The sequence below is a fragment of the Microbacterium hibisci genome, from assembly GCF_015278255.1.
GTDB classification, from domain to species: domain Bacteria; phylum Actinomycetota; class Actinomycetes; order Actinomycetales; family Microbacteriaceae; genus Microbacterium; species Microbacterium hibisci.
In genome coordinates, this window is record NZ_JADIJC010000003.1 from 12115 (window position 1) to 27124 (window position 15010).

Consider the following 15010-nt stretch of genomic DNA (forward strand, 5'->3'; position numbering starts at 1 on the left):
TGGAGGGGTGACGACCACCGCGCTGCTGACCGGATTCGAGCCGTTCGGCGGCGACGCCGCGAACCCGTCCGGCGAAGCGGTCCACCTCGTGGCCGCGCGTTGGAACGGGCCCGAGAACCTCGTCACGGCGGTGCTGCCCGTCACGTTCACCGGCGCGCAGGCTCGCCTCCGCGAGCTCATGGCCACGCACCGCCCCGACGTCGTCATCGCGGCCGGGCTCGCGGGCGGGCGTGCGCGGATCGCGATCGAGCGCGTCGCCGTCAATCTCGTCGACGCCCGCATCCCCGACAACGACGGCGCCCAGCCGATCGACGAGCAGAGCGTGACCGGGGCGCCGTCGGCGCACTTCGCGACCCTGCCGGTCAAGGAGATCGCCCGCCGCCTCACTGCGGCCGGCGTCCCCGCAGAGCTGTCGTACTCGGCAGGCACATTCGTCTGCAACCACGTGTTCTTCACCGCGCTCGAGGCCGCGGCATCCGGAACCCGTGCCGGATTCGTGCACGTCCCGTGGTCCGCCGAGCACGCGCCGTCACCCGACGCCGCGACCCTGCCGATCGCCGACATCGCCGCCGCGCTCGAGATCGCGGTGCGCACGAGCCTCGAGGTCACCGCCGACGCCGTGGTGCCCGGCGGCACGCTGCACTGACACGCGCCGGGCTCGACGGCACGGCAGGCGTCAGCGCGACCGACGGCCGAGGTGGAGCACCTCGCGCACCACGAGCCCCGCGATCAGCGCCCAGAACGCGGCGCTGACCCCCGCGATCGCGACGCCCGATGCTGCGACGAGGAAGGTGACGACCGCCGGCAGCCGCTCCCCCGGATCGTCGATCGCCTGCTGCACGGCAGAGCCGAAGGCGCCGAACAGCGCGATGCCGGCGACGGCGGGGATGACGGCCTCCGGCGCCACGACCACCAGCGCGACCAGTGCCGCCGAGAGCCCGCCGAGCACGATGCCGCTCGCACCCGTCGACACGCCCGCCACCCAGCGCCGCTTCGGATCCGGGTCGGCGTCGGGCGCGGCCGCGAGGGCGGCGCTGATGGCCGCGAGGTTGATGGCGTGGCCTCCCGCGGTCGCGCCCAGCGCGGTGCCCACGCCCGTCACCAGCATCGCGGGACGCCACGGCACCTCGTAGCCGAAGCTGCGCATGATCGCGATGCCGGGCACGTTCTGTGAGGCCATGGTGACGAGGAAGAGCGGCAGCGCGAGTCCGACGACGGCGCCGAGCGTGAAGGTCGGCGCTGTGAACTCGAGCCGCGGCACGAGCAGGGCCGGGTCGAGCGCGGCGCCCGTGACGGCGACGTCCACCGCCACGACGACGGATGCCGCCACGAACGCGAGCGGAACCGCCCAGCGCGGCGCGACCCGCACGAACACCAGCCACGTGAGCAGGACGGGGATCACGCCCCACGGATTGGCGACCAGTCCCGTGACGGGTGCGAGGCACAGCGGCAGCAGCACGCCGGCGAGCATCGCCTGGGCGATCGACGGCGGGATCCGTGCGATGAGGCGGCCCAGCTGCGGCCACAGCGCGGTCAGGAGGATGAGCGCCGCGGTCACGAGGAACGCGCCGACGGCGGCGGGCCAGCCGCCTTCGACCGCACCGGTGGCGGCGAGCACGGCGGCGCCGGGCGTCGACCAGGCGACGGTGATCGGCATCCGGTACCGCCACGCGAGGATGATCGCCGAGACCCCCATCGTGACGCACAGCACCAGCAGGCCGCTGGCCGCCTGCGCCCGCGACGCACCGACCGCGTCGAGGCCGGTGAGCACCACGGCGAACGAGCTCGTGACCCCGACCAGCGCGGTCACGATGCCGGCGATGACGGGGCGCGACAGCGGCGCAGCGGCCTCGGGTGGAGCAGAGGCGCGATCGGCGGTCATCGCGCCTGCCTGCCGCGGAACACCGCGGTGCGCAGCTCGACGGCCCACACGGCGCGCTGGGGCATGCCGAGACGCTCCGCGACGGCCACCTCTGCCTCGACGTCGTAGGGCACGCGGACGAAGCGCACCTCGAACGGGGCGGGCTCGGTCGCGCCGAGGACGCCCTCCAGGATCACGTAGCTCGGCGTCGGCTCGTCGAGGGGGTTGCCGACGCTTCCCGCGTTGAACAACGTGCGCCCGTCGTGCGAGTGGATATAGGCATCGTGGACGTCGCCGTAGCCGACCACCGTCGGCTCGGGGCCGTCGCCCGTCATCTCCGTGGCCCGGAACATGCCGTCGAACTCCTCGTCGGTGTGGCGGAACCGCACCCGCACATGGGGGCTCTCGGCCGAGGCGTGGAAGAGACGGATCCGGCGTCCGCTCATGACGAGGTCGTGGCTGAACGGCAGCCCGCCGAGCCACTCGCGCTGCGCGACCGACAGCTCGTCGCGCCACCAGCGCATCTCTTCGGGCTCGTGTTCGCCGATTCTGCCGATGAAGTCGTCCCAGTTGCCGCGGATGTTGACCTCGCACGCCTCGCGCAGCCGCTCCGTCGTCGCGGCGCCGCGGGGCCCCTTGCCGATGTTGTCGCCGAGGTTCACGATGCGGGTGATGCCGCGGGCGCCGATGTCGGCCAGCACCGCTTCGAGGGCGGTCAGGTTCCCGTGGACGTCGGAGATGACGGCGATCCGGTCGAGGGGCACTCTCGGATCATGCCATGCCGCGGCACGCCTCGATGCGCCCAGGGTCGGGGTGTGCGTCGCCGTGCACAGAATCGGAAGAATCCGCCGACACGCCGGAGGACGGATGCCGCGACCCGGCGTGTCGCGTCAGATCTCCGATTATGTGCGCAGCGTCGACGTCTCGGAGCGGCTCAGCCCGCCTCGATGTCGGCGAGAGCTTCGGCGATCATGCGATGCCCCTGCGCCTCGAACTCCGCGTCACCGACCTGGTGCGCCCAGCAGGCAGTGCCGACCGCCTCGCGCAGCCGCATGAGGTTCCAGTGCGCAGAAGTCCGTGGATCGTCGCCGTAGCCGTCGAAGAACGCCGCCTCGCACGCCGGACTCTCGCGCCACTCCTGCGCGGCCAGTCGCGTGAAGTCGCTCGCCGCGGGGCGGAAGGCGAACCGGCCGAAGTCGATCACCCGCACCGACCCGTGGTCCACGAGCCAGTTGCGCGGCTGCCAGTCGCCGTGCGTCGGGACGAGGTCGGCTTCGACCGGAGGAATCGCCGCGAGCCCCGCCCGCACCCGCGCCTCGACGTCTGTCGGCACCGCGTGGTCCCCGTCGAGCCAGGCGAGCGCGCGGCGGGTGGCCGCGGCATCCGTCCCCTGCGACGGCCGCGCGGCCTGCGCGTGGAACTCGCGCAGAAGCTCTCCGGCGCGACGATGGACGCAGGGATCGAGGGCGGCGGGCGTGCGAAAGACGAGATCCCCGGGCAGCCGCTCGAGCACGAGCACGCGCGCCGCGCGGTCGGCATGCACGAGGTGGGCCGCATGCCCTTCCCGCGCCCACGCTGTGACGAACCCGCCCTCGTGCGCGTCGAGCTCGCGACCGAGGTGGTGGTCGGTGTCACCGCCCGCCTTGACGATCAGGTCGCGTCCGCCGTGCCGCACGTGCAGGACGGTGTTCTCCCCCTGGTTCCAGCTGAGGTCCGCGACGACCTCGACCTCGGGCAGCCACGCGCCCACGAGGGCGCGCTGCGCGGCCGACAGCCGGCCGAGGGTCATCAGGAGGTGACGACCTGCGCGGTGCCGACGGGCGCGCCGGGACCCATCTCGTCGGCGATCCGGTTCGCCTCTTCGATGAGGGTGGCGACGATGTCGGCCTCGGGCACGGTCTTGATGACCTGTCCCTTCACGAAGATCTGGCCCTTGCCGTTGCCGGAGGCGACACCGAGGTCGGCCTCGCGCGCCTCGCCCGGGCCGTTGACGACGCAGCCCATGACCGCGACGCGCAGCGGCACGGTCATGTCCTTCAGACCCTCGGTGACGTTGTCGGCGAGCGTGTAGACGTCGACCTGCGCGCGGCCGCACGACGGGCACGAGACGATCTCGAGCTTGCGCTCGCGCAGGTTCAGCGACTGCAGGATCTGGTGTCCGACCTTGACCTCTTCGGCGGGCGGCGCCGACAGCGAGACGCGGATCGTGTCGCCGATGCCCTCTGCGAGCAGGATGCCGAACGCGGTCGCGGACTTGATCGTGCCCTGGAAGGCCGGGCCCGCCTCAGTCACGCCGAGGTGGAGGGGCCAGTCGCCCCGCTCGGCGAGCAGCCGGTAGGCCTTCACCATGACGATCGGGTCGTTGTGCTTGACCGAGATCTTGAAGTCGTGGAAGTCGTGCTCCTCGAAGAGGGACGCCTCCCACACGGCGCTCTCCACGAGCGCCTCGGGAGTGGCCTTGCCGTACTTCTCGAGCAGCCGGCGATCGAGCGAGCCCGCGTTGACGCCGATGCGCAGCGAGACGCCTGCGGCCTTGGCAGCGGCCGCGATCGCGCCCACCTGGTCGTCGAACTTGCGGATGTTGCCGGGGTTCACCCGCACCGCGCCGCAGCCGGCGTCGATCGCCTGGAAGACGTACTTCGGCTGGAAGTGGATGTCGGCGATCACCGGGATCTGGCTCTTCGCCGCGATGATGTGCAGCACGTCGGCGTCGTCCTGCGACGGCACGGCGACGCGCACGATCTCGCAGCCCGACGCCGTGAGCTCGGCGATCTGCTGCAGCGTCGCGTTGATGTTCGTGGTCGGCGTCGTGGTCATCGACTGGACGCTGACGGGAGCATCGCCGCCGACCAGCACCTTGCCGACCTTGATCTGGCGCGTCTTGCGGCGGGGGGCGAGCGTTTCGGGGACCTTGGGCATCCCGAGATTCACGGCTGGCACGGCTCCAGCCTACGCGGCCGATCTGACCGTCGGCTCCGAGCGGTGGCGGCCAAGCCGCGAGCGATGACGGATGCCGCGAGCCGCGGCATCCGCTCGCTTTCAAGTCCGCCGGGCGGACGGTGTATCTTCCGGGCATGAGCCTGAGCCACCACCTCGGACGCATGACCGGGCGGGACCCCGACGAGGCCCACCGGGCAGCGACACCGCTGGAGCTGCTGTTCGATCTGACGTTCGTCGTCGCGTTCAGCCAGATCTCGTCGCAGGCGGCCCACTTCCTCGAGCTCGGCCATCTCTCGACGGCGCTCATCGCCTTTCCGTTCATGACGTTCGCCGTCACCTGGGCCTGGATCAACTACTCGTGGCTCGCCTCGGCGTACGACACCGACGACATCTACTTCCGCATCTCGACGCTCGTGGTGATGATCGGCGTCATCGTGGTGGCACTGGGCGTGCCCGACGTCTTCCATTCGATAGACGAGGGGCACTATCTCGACAACACCGTCGTCGTGGCGGGCTATGTCGTCATGCGCGTCGCGACGATCGCGCTGTGGGTACGGGTCGCGCGGCATGACGAGGCGCGCCGCAAGACGGCGCTCGCCTACATCGTCAACATCTCGATCGCGCAGCTCGGCTGGATCGCGCTGATCTTCCTCAGCATGCCCGTCGGCATCACGCTCGTCTTCACGGCGATCCTGATCCTGTTCGAGCTCGCGGGTCCGCTCTTCGCCGAAACCCGGTTCGGCCCGACGCCGTGGCATCCGCACCACATCGCCGAGCGCTACGGGTTGCTGGTCATCATCACGCTGGGCGAGGTGATCCTCGGCACGATCCTCGCCATCTCGGCCGTGGTCGAGGAGCATGACTGGTCGCTGGAGGCCGCGCTCATCGCGTTCGGCGGGACAGCGCTCGCGTTCGGCATGTGGTGGAACTACTTCGTGCTCCCGTTCGGCGACGTGCTGGAGCGGCATCGCTGGCGCGGATTCCCGTGGGGCTATCTGCACTTCTTCATCTTCGGCTCGCTGGTCGGCGTCGGCGCCGGCCTCCACGTCGCCGCCAACGTCATCTCGCACCATGCCCACGTCGGCGCCACCTTCGCCGTGCTCTGGATCGCGATCCCCGTGCTGGTCTACGAGACGTTCCTCTTCGGCATCTACGCGCTCACGGTCATGCAGTTCGACCCGTTCCACATCTGGCTCTACCTCGGGTCGGTGGCCGCGCTGGCGGCGGGCGTCATCGCCGTCATGCTGGGCGCCTCGCTGGGCGTGGGGCTGCTCTTCATCGCGTGCGCGCCCGCGGTGGTGGTGGTCGGGTACGAGACCGTCGGGTGGCGCCACGGCGCGCAGATGCTCGAGCGCGCCCGGCAGGTCTGACGGCCCGGCGGGCGGCGCGCGCAGCGCGCTCGCGGCGCTGGGCCCCGCACGGTTCGTGACGTCGGCGAGCGGCAGCGCGCCGCGGGGCGTGTGGTAGGTTCGGCGCATGTCCGCGCACCTCTCCTGGTGGCTCACCGCATAGGCGGTGGGTTCTTGCGCGACTCAGACCGCCCCCGGGGCGGTTTTCTTTTTCGTAAGGGACGCCTCCCCCACGACGAAAGACCCACAGCCATGACCGGGCCCGCCCACCCCACGCTCCGCGAGATCGCCGATCGCGGCATCCCGTTCGCCCTCATCGCCCGCGACGGCGCGACCGTCGAACTGCTCACCGGCGACGTGGTCGACGTCGAGCTGCTGGCCGACATCCCGCTGACCGACGAGTCGGGAAGCCCTCGCGAGGTCCTCGCTCTGGTGCCGTTCCGCCAGGTGCGCGAGCGCGGATTCGAATGCCACGACGACGGCGCTCCCCTGCGCTGCCTGATCGTCGCCGAGCGCGTGTCGATCCCGCGCGACGAAGCGCTCGCGCAGCTGCCGACCGCGCCCGTCGCGCTGGACGGCGCCGGCTTCGACATCGCGGACGAGGAGTACGCCGACATCGTCCGCCGCGTCATCGCCGACGAGATCGGGCGCGGCGAGGGCGCCAACTTCGTGATCCGTCGCGACTTCACAGCGGGCGTGAAGACGGATGCCGCGACCGCCGCCCTGACCTGGTTCCGGGCCCTCCTCGAGCACGAGCGGGGCGCGTACTGGACGTTCGCGGTCGTCACGCCCGGTCACGTGGCGGTGGGCGCCAGCCCCGAGGCGCACGTCAGCGCACGCGACGGCGTCGTGACGATGAACCCGATCTCGGGCACCTTCCGCCACCCCGCGGGTGGCGCGACCCCCGAGACGCTCAGCGAGTTCCTCCGCTCGACGAAGGAGACCGAAGAGCTCTTCATGGTCGTCGACGAGGAGCTCAAGATGATGAGCGCCGTGTGCTCTGACGGCGGACGCATCACCGGTCCGCACCTCAAGGAGATGTCGCGCCTCACGCACACCGAGTACGTCCTGCGCGGCCGCAGCCGGCTCGACCCGCGCGAGATCCTCCGCGAGACGATGTTCGCTCCCACGGTGACCGGCTCGCCGATGCAGAACGCGTGCACCGTCATCACGCGGCACGAGACGACTCCGCGCGGCTACTACTCGGGCGTGGCGGCGCTGTTCACGCCGCGGCTGACGCTCGCCGCCGGCGAGCCCACCCACGACCTCGACGCCCCGATCCTCATCCGCACCGCATACCTCGAAGGCGGCCGGCTGCGCGTGCCCGTCGGCGCGACGCTCGTGCGTCACTCCGACCCGTATGGCGAGGTCGGCGAGACCCACGGCAAGGCCGCGGGCGTGCTCGGCGCGATCGGCGCCGTGCCGCGCGACGCGGCGGCGGAAGCCGCCGTCGCTGTCGCGGCCGCGCCGCGCGCGGAGCCGGCGCCCGAGGTCATCGACGAGGACGCCCCGGCCCCGGCCCCGCGCCGTCTGGCCGACGACCCCGGCATCGCCGAGCTGCTCGCTTCGCGCAACGCACGGCTCGCCGAGTTCTGGCTGAATCCGCAGGGGGCGGACGAGCCCGGGCCGTTCACCGGCCGGTCGGCGCTCGTCGTCGATGCCGAGGACCGCTTCACCACGATGCTCGCCCATCAGCTGCGCCACCTCGGCCTCGACGTCGAGATCGCGCCGTGGAGCCGGGTGACCGACGCCCAGATCGACGCCGCCGAGCTGCTCGTGTCGGGTCCCGGTCCGGGCGACCCGCGCGACACGTCGAGCCCCCGCATCCGCCGCATGCGCGAGGTCGTGGCGCGGCGACGCGACGCCGGCCGTCCCCTGCTCGCCGTGTGCCTCAGCCACCAGATCCTCGCGGACTCGTTCGGCATCGGCCTCGCGCCCCTCGACGCCCCGCACCAGGGTCTGCAGAAGTCCGTCGACGTCTTCGGCACCCCTGCGTCCATCGGGTTCTACAACACCTTCACCGCGCACGTGGAGCCCGGCACCGCGCGCGCCGGTGACGCCGAGATCGCCGCCGACGCGTCCGGCGACGTCTACGCGCTGAGGGGTCCCGGCTTCGCGTCGGTGCAGGGACACCTGGAGTCGATCCTGTCGCGTGACGGCATGACGACTCTGCAGCGCCTGGTCGAGCAGGCGCTCACCCCCGTCCCCGCCTGAGAATCCGGCATCCGTCCGCCCTCTCTCGAGGGTTCGGGGCATGTTGCGTGCGCCCGGGCGCATGCGGCGCGCCCCGAATGCACGCCGCCCGCCCCGAACCGACAGGGGACGACGGATGCCGCGGCTCAGCGCGCGACGCGTCCGTTGAGCAGGCGTCGCTCGGCCTCGTTGGCCGTGAGCTCGAGGGCGCGCAGGTCGGCGGCGAGCGCCTCGTCGTCGCGGCCGAGATCGCGCAGCAGCGACGCCCGCACCGCGTGCCACAGGTGCGAGCGCGATGCCAGTGGCTGCTCGAGCTCGTCGACCTCGGCGAGCGCGACGGCCGGGCCCTCGACGCGCGCGAGCGCGACGGCCCGGTTGAGCCGCACCACCGGCGACCGGTCGTACGCGAGCAGCATGTCGTAGAGGGTCAGCACCTGGAGCCAGTCGGTCGACGCCGCGTCGGCGGCATCCGCGTGGCACGCCGCGATCGCCGCGTGGAGCTGCCAGCGACCCGGCCGCCGCAGCCGTGCGGCCCGCTCGAGCGCCGTGTGCGCCCCGGCGAGCAGGGCTGGATCCCACCGGGCCCGGTCCTGGTCGGCGAGCAGCACCAGCTCGCCGTCGACCGACCGCGCCGATTCGCGGGCGCGGTGGAACTGCAGCAGCGCGTGGAGCCCATGCGCTTCGGCGGCCCGAGGCAGCGCGTCGGCGACGACGCACGCGAGCCACAGCGCGTCGTCGGCGAGATCCCGGTCGGCGTCGGCGTCGGCACCCGCCACGAAGTGCGCCTCGTTGTACATCACCGAGACGATCGTCAGCACGAGGTCGAGTCGCGCGGCGGCATCGGGTCCCTCCGGCACTCGCAGCGGGATGCCGCTCTCGGCGATCTTCCGCTTGGCCCGCGAGATCCGCTGCCCGGTCGCGGTCTCCGTCGAGAAGGTCGCGCGGGCGATCTGAGCGGTAGTGAGGCCGCACACGGCGCGGAGCGTCAAGGCCAGCTGCGCGTCCGGCGCGAGCGCGGGGTGGCAGCAGCCGAACAGCAGCGGCAGCCGCTCGTCCGCCGGGCCGCCTTCCGCGCCGGTCGCCGGCCCGCGCCGCAGCGCACTGTCCGTGAGGACTCGGTCGCGCAGCACGCGCTCCCGCCGTACCCGGTCGAGCGCGTTGTGACGGGCCGCCTGCATCAGCCACGCGCCGGGCTTCGGCGGGATTCCCCGCGTCCGCCAGGCGGTCAGCGCCTCCTCCACCGCCTGGGCGACGGCCTCCTCGGCGACGTCGAAGCTGCCGAACGAGACCGTGAGCGCCGCCGTGATGCGCGCGGACTCCTCGCGGACGACCGAGGCGAGGAGGCGATCGGATGCCGCGACCCCGGCGCTGCCCGGTGGTTCCGGGTCGCGCGGGGCCGCGGCATCCGTTCCGGACATCACTCGAATTGGGTGTAGTCGACCACCATCGGCCGGATCTCGACGGCGACGCCGGGCAGTTCGAGCGAGGGCCAGGTCTTCACCAGGTCGATCGCGGCGTCCAAGTCGGGGACGTCGATCACGCTGAAGCCTCCGATGACCTCCTTCGCTTCCGAGAACGGGCCGTCGACGACGACGGGACCGCCGTCTCCGGAGCGGACCGTCGTCGCGGTCGTCACCGGGTGCAGCTCCGCGCCCGAGTCGTCGATCTTGTCGGCGTTCGCGCCGAACCACTCGTAGATGCGCCCGTAGACCTCTTGCGCGCGCTCCTCCGGCACCGCGGCGTCGAGCTCGGGGGTCGAGGTGAACATGATGACGTACTTCACGGTCGTGGTCCTTTCGTCAGTGGAACCGTTGCACCCCTACAGCGAACGGACAAGACCGTTTTCGACACGCGTCGCCGAGAAATCTCGGCGGACGCCCGCCACGGGTGCGCGCCGCGACGCCCGCGCGAGTCCGACGCGGTTTCCGCGGGCCGCGTCAGAAGAGCGAGACCGGGTTGAAGAGGTCGGCGAGGATCAGCACGCCGCCCATCACGAGCAGCGCGACGAACACCGCGAAGGTGAGCGGCACGAGTTTCGTGGCGTCGACCGGCTTCGGGGGCGGACGCCGGAAGAGCTTCGCCCAGGCGCGCTTGATGCCCTCCCACAGCGCCACCGCGATGTGCCCGCCGTCCAGCGGCAGCAGCGGGATCATGTTGAAGACGAACAGGGCGATGTTCAGCGACGCCAGCAGCGACAGGAAGCCGGCGACGCGGTTGAGGATCGGCGAGTCCGCGGCGGCGACCTCACCCGAGAGCCGGCTGGCGCCGACGATGCTGAGCGGGCCGTTCGGATCGCGCTCCTGGCCGGTGACCAGGTCGACGCCGGTCTGCCACACCTTGGCGGGAAGCTGCCAGATGATCCCGACCACCGCCTGCACGTTCTGCGCGGTCATCTGCACACCCGCCCCGATCGGCTGACGCACGTACTCCACGGTGGGGCCGACGCCGATGAAGCCGACTTCCTGGGTGGTCGTCGTGCCGTCGGAGGCCGCGACCTCGCCCTCGATGGTCGCGGGGGTGATCTGCAGCGTCTGCTCGGCGCCGTCGCGTTCGATGACGAAGGTCAGCTGCTGCCCCGGGGACGAGCGGATGATCTCGTAGGCCTCGTCGAAGTCGGCGACCGGTTCGCCGTCGATCGACACGATGACATCGCCCGGCTGGATGCCGGCGGCCTCGGCCGGCGCCGGCGCGGACGAGTCGGTGCACTCCGTGGCGCTCGTCGTCGGGACGCACTCCGACAGGCGCGCGACCTCGGTCGTCGCCGTCTGCACCCCGATGCCGCTGAGCAAGATCGTGAACAGCACCACCGCGAACAGCAGGTTCATCACGGGTCCGCCGAGCATGACGACGATGCGCTTCCAGATCGGCAGGCGGTAGAAGACGTGGGTGTCGTCCTCGCCGTGGACCGTCTCGTCGTTGGCGTCGCGCGCGTCCTGCACCATCGTGGCGAAGAAGCCGCCGGCGGCGCGGCCACCGCGGGTCTGGGCCTTGGGCGACGGCGGGTACATGCCGGCCATCGAGATGTAACCGCCCAGCGGGATCGCCTTCACCCCGTACTCGGTCCCGTTGCGCCGCCGCGACCACAGGGTCGGGCCGAACCCGACCATGTACTGGCCGACGCGCACGCCGAACTTCTTCGCGGGCCACAGGTGGCCGAGCTCGTGCAGCGCGATCGACACGGCGAGGCCCACGACCATGAGGGCGACTCCGATGACGAACGCGAGGATCTCCACACGCTCACGGTACCCGCGCCAGGCTTTGAGTTGGGTGTGACGGCTGTCGCTGACGCGACCGCGGCCTCCCGTAGGCTCGAGGCGAGGAGGAACCGTGACCCCACGCCACGTGCGCGCCCTGCGCGGCACTGCTGCGGCGTGGGTCGCGACGGTCGTCGCCGCCACTGCGCACACGCTCGCGGGCGGCGGAGCCCCCTCGCCCGCTCTCGTGGCCGCCGTCGGCATCCTGGCATCGCCGTTCGCGGTCGCCCTCGTCGGCCGCCGTCCGTCGGCGTGGCGGCTGGGCGCCACCGTGCTGGCGAGTCAGGCGCTCTTCCACGGCGCGTTCGCGCTCACCGCCGCCGCCGACCCGGCCGCCCTCCACGGGCATCACGTGACGCACCTGGGCGGCGACCTCGCCGGCGTCGTCCTCCCGGACGCCCCGATGCTCCTCGCGCACGTGCTTGCGGCCGTCGCGACCGTCTTCGCGCTGCACGGCGGCGAGCGGATGCTGCGAGCCCTGGGACGCGGCATCCGTTCCGTGTTCGCGCGTGCGCGCAGTGTCGCCCGCCCCGCTTCCCTCCCTCGGCTCCTCGTCTCGCCCGGCCGCACCGGCCGGGTCGCGCCGCGGATCGTCCTCTCGGACCTCTCCCGCCGCGGACCACCCGTTCTCGTCTGAGCGGCGCCCGACGCCGCACGTCACCGGCCGCGCTGCTGCGCGGACCGGATCCCACTCGCGTGCGCGCGCCGCCGCCACGCTCCGATCGGCCGTTTCACGCCGACGACCCTGACGAAAGACGAAAGACCAGACATGACCTCCACCCCCTCCCTCCGCTCGCGCTCGACCCGCCGCGCCCTGATCGGCGTCACCGCCGGTCTCGCCCTCGCCGTCGCGGCGCCTCTCGCGGCCTCCGCCCACGTGCACGTCGACCCGGGCGCGGTGTCGGCCGGGAGCACCGCCACGCTCACGTTCTCGTTCTCGCACGGCTGCGAAGGCTCCCCCACGACCGCCCTCGCCGTGGACATCCCCGAGGGCGTCGGCAATGTCACGCCGGTGGTCCAGGCCGGCTGGACGATCACGCGCGATCTCGGTGCCGACGGCGTGGCGACGCGCGTCGTGTACACCGCCGACCGGCCGGTCGAGAACGGGCTGAAGGCCACCGTGTCGATGGACGCGCTGTTCACCGAGGACGCCGCCGACACCACGATCGCCTTCCCGGTGACGCAGACGTGCGTCACGGGCGAGACCGCGTGGACGCAGATCGCGGAAGACGGCGAAGACCCTCACGACCTCGACGCCCCGGCCCCCGTGGTCGAGGTCGGCGCGGTCGCCGACGCCGACGCGGAGCACGCGGAGGCCGGCACTGAGGATGCGGACCATGCCTCGCCCGACGGCGGTGATGCGGCGGCCGCAACAGAGGATGCGGCATCCGTCCCGTCCTCCGACCCCGTTGCGCGCTGGCTCGCCGCCGGCGGACTCGCCGCAGGGATCGCGGCCCTCGTGGTCGTGCTGGTGCGCGGCCGCCGTAAGGCCTGACCGCCTTCGAATCGCGCACTTTGCGGTTCCCGGAGGGGAATGACGGCAAAGTGCGCGATTCGAACCCGCGGCATCCCGGCCGGACGGCCCGGCGAAATCCTCCGTGCGAAGATGGATGCGCCATGCCGACCGACGCGCCCTCCAACCTGCCCCCGGTACTCCGCCCCGACGCGCCGCCGACTCACGACCTCGCCGATCTCGCGACGATCTTCGCCGTCGACGTCCGCGGAGACGTGGCGGGCGTCAGCCTCACCGGACTGACCCTCGCGACCGCCGACCTGCGCCCCGGAGACGTCTTCGTCGCCGTGCAGGGTGTCAACCGGCACGGTGCCGAGTTCGCCGCGACAGCCGCCGAGAAGGGCGCGGTCGCGGTGGTGACGGATGCCGCCGGAGCCGACGCCGCCGCCGAGAGCGGCCTGCCGGTGATCCTGGTCGAGAACCCGCGCGCGATCCTCGGCGACCTGTCGGCGTGGGTATACAGCACGGGGCGCGACGACGACTTGCCGACGCTGTTCGGCACGACCGGGACCAACGGCAAGACGAGCGTCTCGCACCTGCTCGAAGGCATCCTCGGGCAGCTCGGCGTGACGACGGGCCTGTCGTCGACCGCCGAGCGGCACATCGCCGGGCAGGTCATCGTGTCGCGGCTGACCACCCCCGAGGCGTACGAGATGCACGCGCTCCTCGCCCTCATGCGCGAGCGGGGCGTCGAGGCCGTCGCCGTCGAGGTGAGCGCGCAGGCGCTCAGCCGCCGCCGCGTCGACGGCATCGTGTTCGACGTCGCCGGCTTCACCAACCTCACGCACGACCACCTCGACGACTATGCCGACATGCGGGAGTACTTCGAGGCCAAGCTGCCGCTGTTCCGCCCCGACCGCGCGCGCCGCGCCGTCGTGTGCGTCGACTCGGCGTCCGGCGCCGAGGTCGTCTCGCGCAGCGAGGTGCCGACCGTGACGGTGGGCACGCCGGTGCTGGCCGCCGACCCGGACGCCGCGGCCACCGCGGACTGGGTCGTCGAGATCCTCGACGAGCGACCGGTGGGAACAGAGTTCCGGCTCACCGCGCTCGACGGGCGCAGCCTGACCACGCTCGTCCCCGTGATCGGGCGGCACATGGCGGCCAACGCCGGACTCGCGATCGTCATGATCCTCGAGGGCGGCTACGCGTGGGAGCGGCTCGTGGCGGCGCTGGACGGCAGCCGCATCGAGGCCTACCTGCCCGGGCGCACGGAGCTCGTCTCGGGCGAGACCGGCCCCGCCGTGTACGTGGACTTCGGGCACTCCCCCGACGCGTTCGAGAAGACGCTCGCTGCCGTGCGCCGCGTGACGCCCGGCAAGGTGGTCATGCTGTTCGGCGCCGACGGCGACCGCGACGCCACGAAGCGGCACGACATGGGCCGCACCGGCGTCGAGGGCAGCGACATCCTGGTCATCACAGACCACCACCCGCGCCACGAGGATCCCGATTCGATCCGCGCCACCCTCATCGAGGGCGCGCGCCGCGCGCAGCCCGAGGCCGAGATCCACGAGTACTCCCCGCCCGAGCGCGCCATCATCGAGGCGGTCGCGCTCGTCGGCGACGGTGACGCGATCCTCTGGGCCGGGCCCGGGCACCAGGACTATCGCGACATCCGCGGCGTCCGCACGCCGTACTCGGCCCGCGAGCTCGCCCGGCGCGCGCTCCGCGAGGCCGGCTGGCCCGTGCCCGAGCCGCACTGGGCGGTGCCGTACCCGGAGCACGAGACCCCGGCATCCGATCCCCTGCGCCCGGTCTATCCCGAGGCCTGACCCCGCTCGCAGACCACAGCCCTGCGTCCCTCGCCCGTCGATCGCTCCTCGATCTAGGGCATGCGTCGATCGCTCCTCAATCGAGGACGGTTGCCGACATGCGGAGGTTCTCGGCGATCTGGATCAGCATC

The 15010-nt window shown here is 72.3% G+C and carries 13 protein-coding genes; 6 read left to right on the top strand and 7 right to left on the bottom strand.

Translation table 11 applies throughout. The features are described from left to right. Nucleotides 1–7 precede the first annotated feature (7 nt). Nucleotides 8–646 carry a pyroglutamyl-peptidase I gene (gene pcp / locus IM770_RS06935; protein ID WP_203580417.1) on the top strand — a complete coding sequence of 213 codons (639 nt, stop codon included), beginning with the start codon at nucleotides 8–10 and terminating at the stop codon, nucleotides 644–646. A gap of 30 nt (nucleotides 647–676) precedes the next feature. On the opposite strand, the gene IM770_RS06940 is transcribed toward pcp, so the two are convergent. The 4 genes from IM770_RS06940 to ispG form a co-directional block, all read right to left on the bottom strand. Continuing rightward, entirely contained in the window at nucleotides 677–1882 is a 1206-nt protein-coding gene (locus IM770_RS06940; protein WP_203580418.1) for a benzoate/H(+) symporter BenE family transporter, read from the bottom strand. Then, nucleotides 1879–2625 (bottom strand): metallophosphoesterase family protein, encoded by a 747-nt coding sequence (locus tag IM770_RS06945; protein WP_203580419.1) that lies wholly within the window; start codon nucleotides 2623–2625, stop codon nucleotides 1879–1881. Before IM770_RS06945 ends, IM770_RS06940 begins: the two co-directional genes overlap by 4 nt. 170 nt (nucleotides 2626–2795) lie before the next feature. After that, a complete protein-coding gene (locus IM770_RS06950; protein ID WP_203580420.1) occupies nucleotides 2796–3650 on the bottom strand; it encodes a phosphotransferase in 855 nt (284 codons plus the stop codon). Further along, complete coding sequence (gene ispG, locus IM770_RS06955) at nucleotides 3650–4801, bottom strand: flavodoxin-dependent (E)-4-hydroxy-3-methylbut-2-enyl-diphosphate synthase (RefSeq protein WP_203580421.1); 1152 nt, start codon at nucleotides 4799–4801, stop codon at nucleotides 3650–3652. The genes IM770_RS06950 and ispG overlap by 1 nt, the downstream gene beginning before the upstream one ends. A 134-nt stretch (nucleotides 4802–4935) precedes the next feature. Between ispG and IM770_RS06960 the strand changes: the two genes are divergently transcribed. Further along, on the top strand, nucleotides 4936–6171 hold the full coding sequence (locus IM770_RS06960) for a low temperature requirement protein A (RefSeq protein ID WP_203580422.1): 1236 nt from the start codon (nucleotides 4936–4938) through the stop codon (nucleotides 6169–6171). Between the two features lie 231 nt (nucleotides 6172–6402). Further along, nucleotides 6403–8364 carry an anthranilate synthase family protein gene (locus tag IM770_RS06965; protein ID WP_203580423.1) on the top strand — a complete coding sequence of 654 codons (1962 nt, stop codon included), beginning with the start codon at nucleotides 6403–6405 and terminating at the stop codon, nucleotides 8362–8364. A 125-nt stretch (nucleotides 8365–8489) separates the two neighbouring features. Here IM770_RS06965 and IM770_RS06970 read toward each other — a convergent pair whose 3' ends face one another. From IM770_RS06970 to IM770_RS06980, 3 genes are all read right to left on the bottom strand, one after another. Next, nucleotides 8490–9761 (bottom strand): RNA polymerase sigma factor, encoded by a 1272-nt coding sequence (locus IM770_RS06970; RefSeq protein WP_203580424.1) that lies wholly within the window; start codon nucleotides 9759–9761, stop codon nucleotides 8490–8492. Further along, nucleotides 9761–10126, bottom strand: coding sequence for a YciI family protein (locus tag IM770_RS06975; protein ID WP_203580425.1), 366 nt, complete (start codon nucleotides 10124–10126; stop codon nucleotides 9761–9763). The genes IM770_RS06970 and IM770_RS06975 overlap by 1 nt, the downstream gene beginning before the upstream one ends. A gap of 154 nt (nucleotides 10127–10280) precedes the next feature. Then, the gene (locus tag IM770_RS06980) at nucleotides 10281–11576 is read right to left on the bottom strand and encodes a M50 family metallopeptidase (RefSeq protein ID WP_203580426.1); all 1296 of its coding nucleotides are present in this window, start codon (nucleotides 11574–11576) and stop codon (nucleotides 10281–10283) included. A 94-nt stretch (nucleotides 11577–11670) separates the two neighbouring features. Here IM770_RS06980 and IM770_RS06985 point away from each other — a divergent pair, with 94 nt between their 5' ends. From IM770_RS06985 to IM770_RS06995, 3 genes are all read left to right on the top strand, one after another. Further along, complete coding sequence (locus IM770_RS06985; protein WP_203580427.1) at nucleotides 11671–12234, top strand: hypothetical protein; 564 nt, start codon at nucleotides 11671–11673, stop codon at nucleotides 12232–12234. A 132-nt stretch (nucleotides 12235–12366) separates the two neighbouring features. Beyond that, nucleotides 12367–13092 carry a YcnI family protein gene (locus IM770_RS06990; RefSeq protein WP_203580428.1) on the top strand — a complete coding sequence of 242 codons (726 nt, stop codon included), beginning with the start codon at nucleotides 12367–12369 and terminating at the stop codon, nucleotides 13090–13092. Nucleotides 13093–13214: 122 nt separating this feature from the next. Next, complete coding sequence (locus IM770_RS06995) at nucleotides 13215–14879, top strand: Mur ligase family protein (RefSeq protein WP_203580429.1); 1665 nt, start codon at nucleotides 13215–13217, stop codon at nucleotides 14877–14879. The last annotated feature ends 131 nt before the right edge of the window (nucleotides 14880–15010 follow it).

Bases quoted from the DNA above. Each gene is read 5' to 3' on its own strand.
- IM770_RS06940 (WP_203580418.1), bottom strand. From the start codon at position 1,882: ATGACCGCCGATCGCGCCTCTGCTCCACCCGAGGCCGCTGCGCCGCTG.
- IM770_RS06950 (WP_203580420.1), bottom strand. From the start codon at position 3,650: ATGACCCTCGGCCGGCTGTCGGCCGCGCAGCGCGCCCTCGTGGGCGCG.
- IM770_RS06960 (WP_203580422.1), top strand. From the start codon at position 4,936: ATGAGCCTGAGCCACCACCTCGGACGCATGACCGGGCGGGACCCCGAC.
- IM770_RS06965 (WP_203580423.1), top strand. From the start codon at position 6,403: ATGACCGGGCCCGCCCACCCCACGCTCCGCGAGATCGCCGATCGCGGC.
- IM770_RS06970 (WP_203580424.1), bottom strand. From the start codon at position 9,761: ATGTCCGGAACGGATGCCGCGGCCCCGCGCGACCCGGAACCACCGGGC.
- IM770_RS06990 (WP_203580428.1), top strand. From the start codon at position 12,367: ATGACCTCCACCCCCTCCCTCCGCTCGCGCTCGACCCGCCGCGCCCTG.
- IM770_RS06995 (WP_203580429.1), top strand. From the start codon at position 13,215: ATGCCGACCGACGCGCCCTCCAACCTGCCCCCGGTACTCCGCCCCGAC.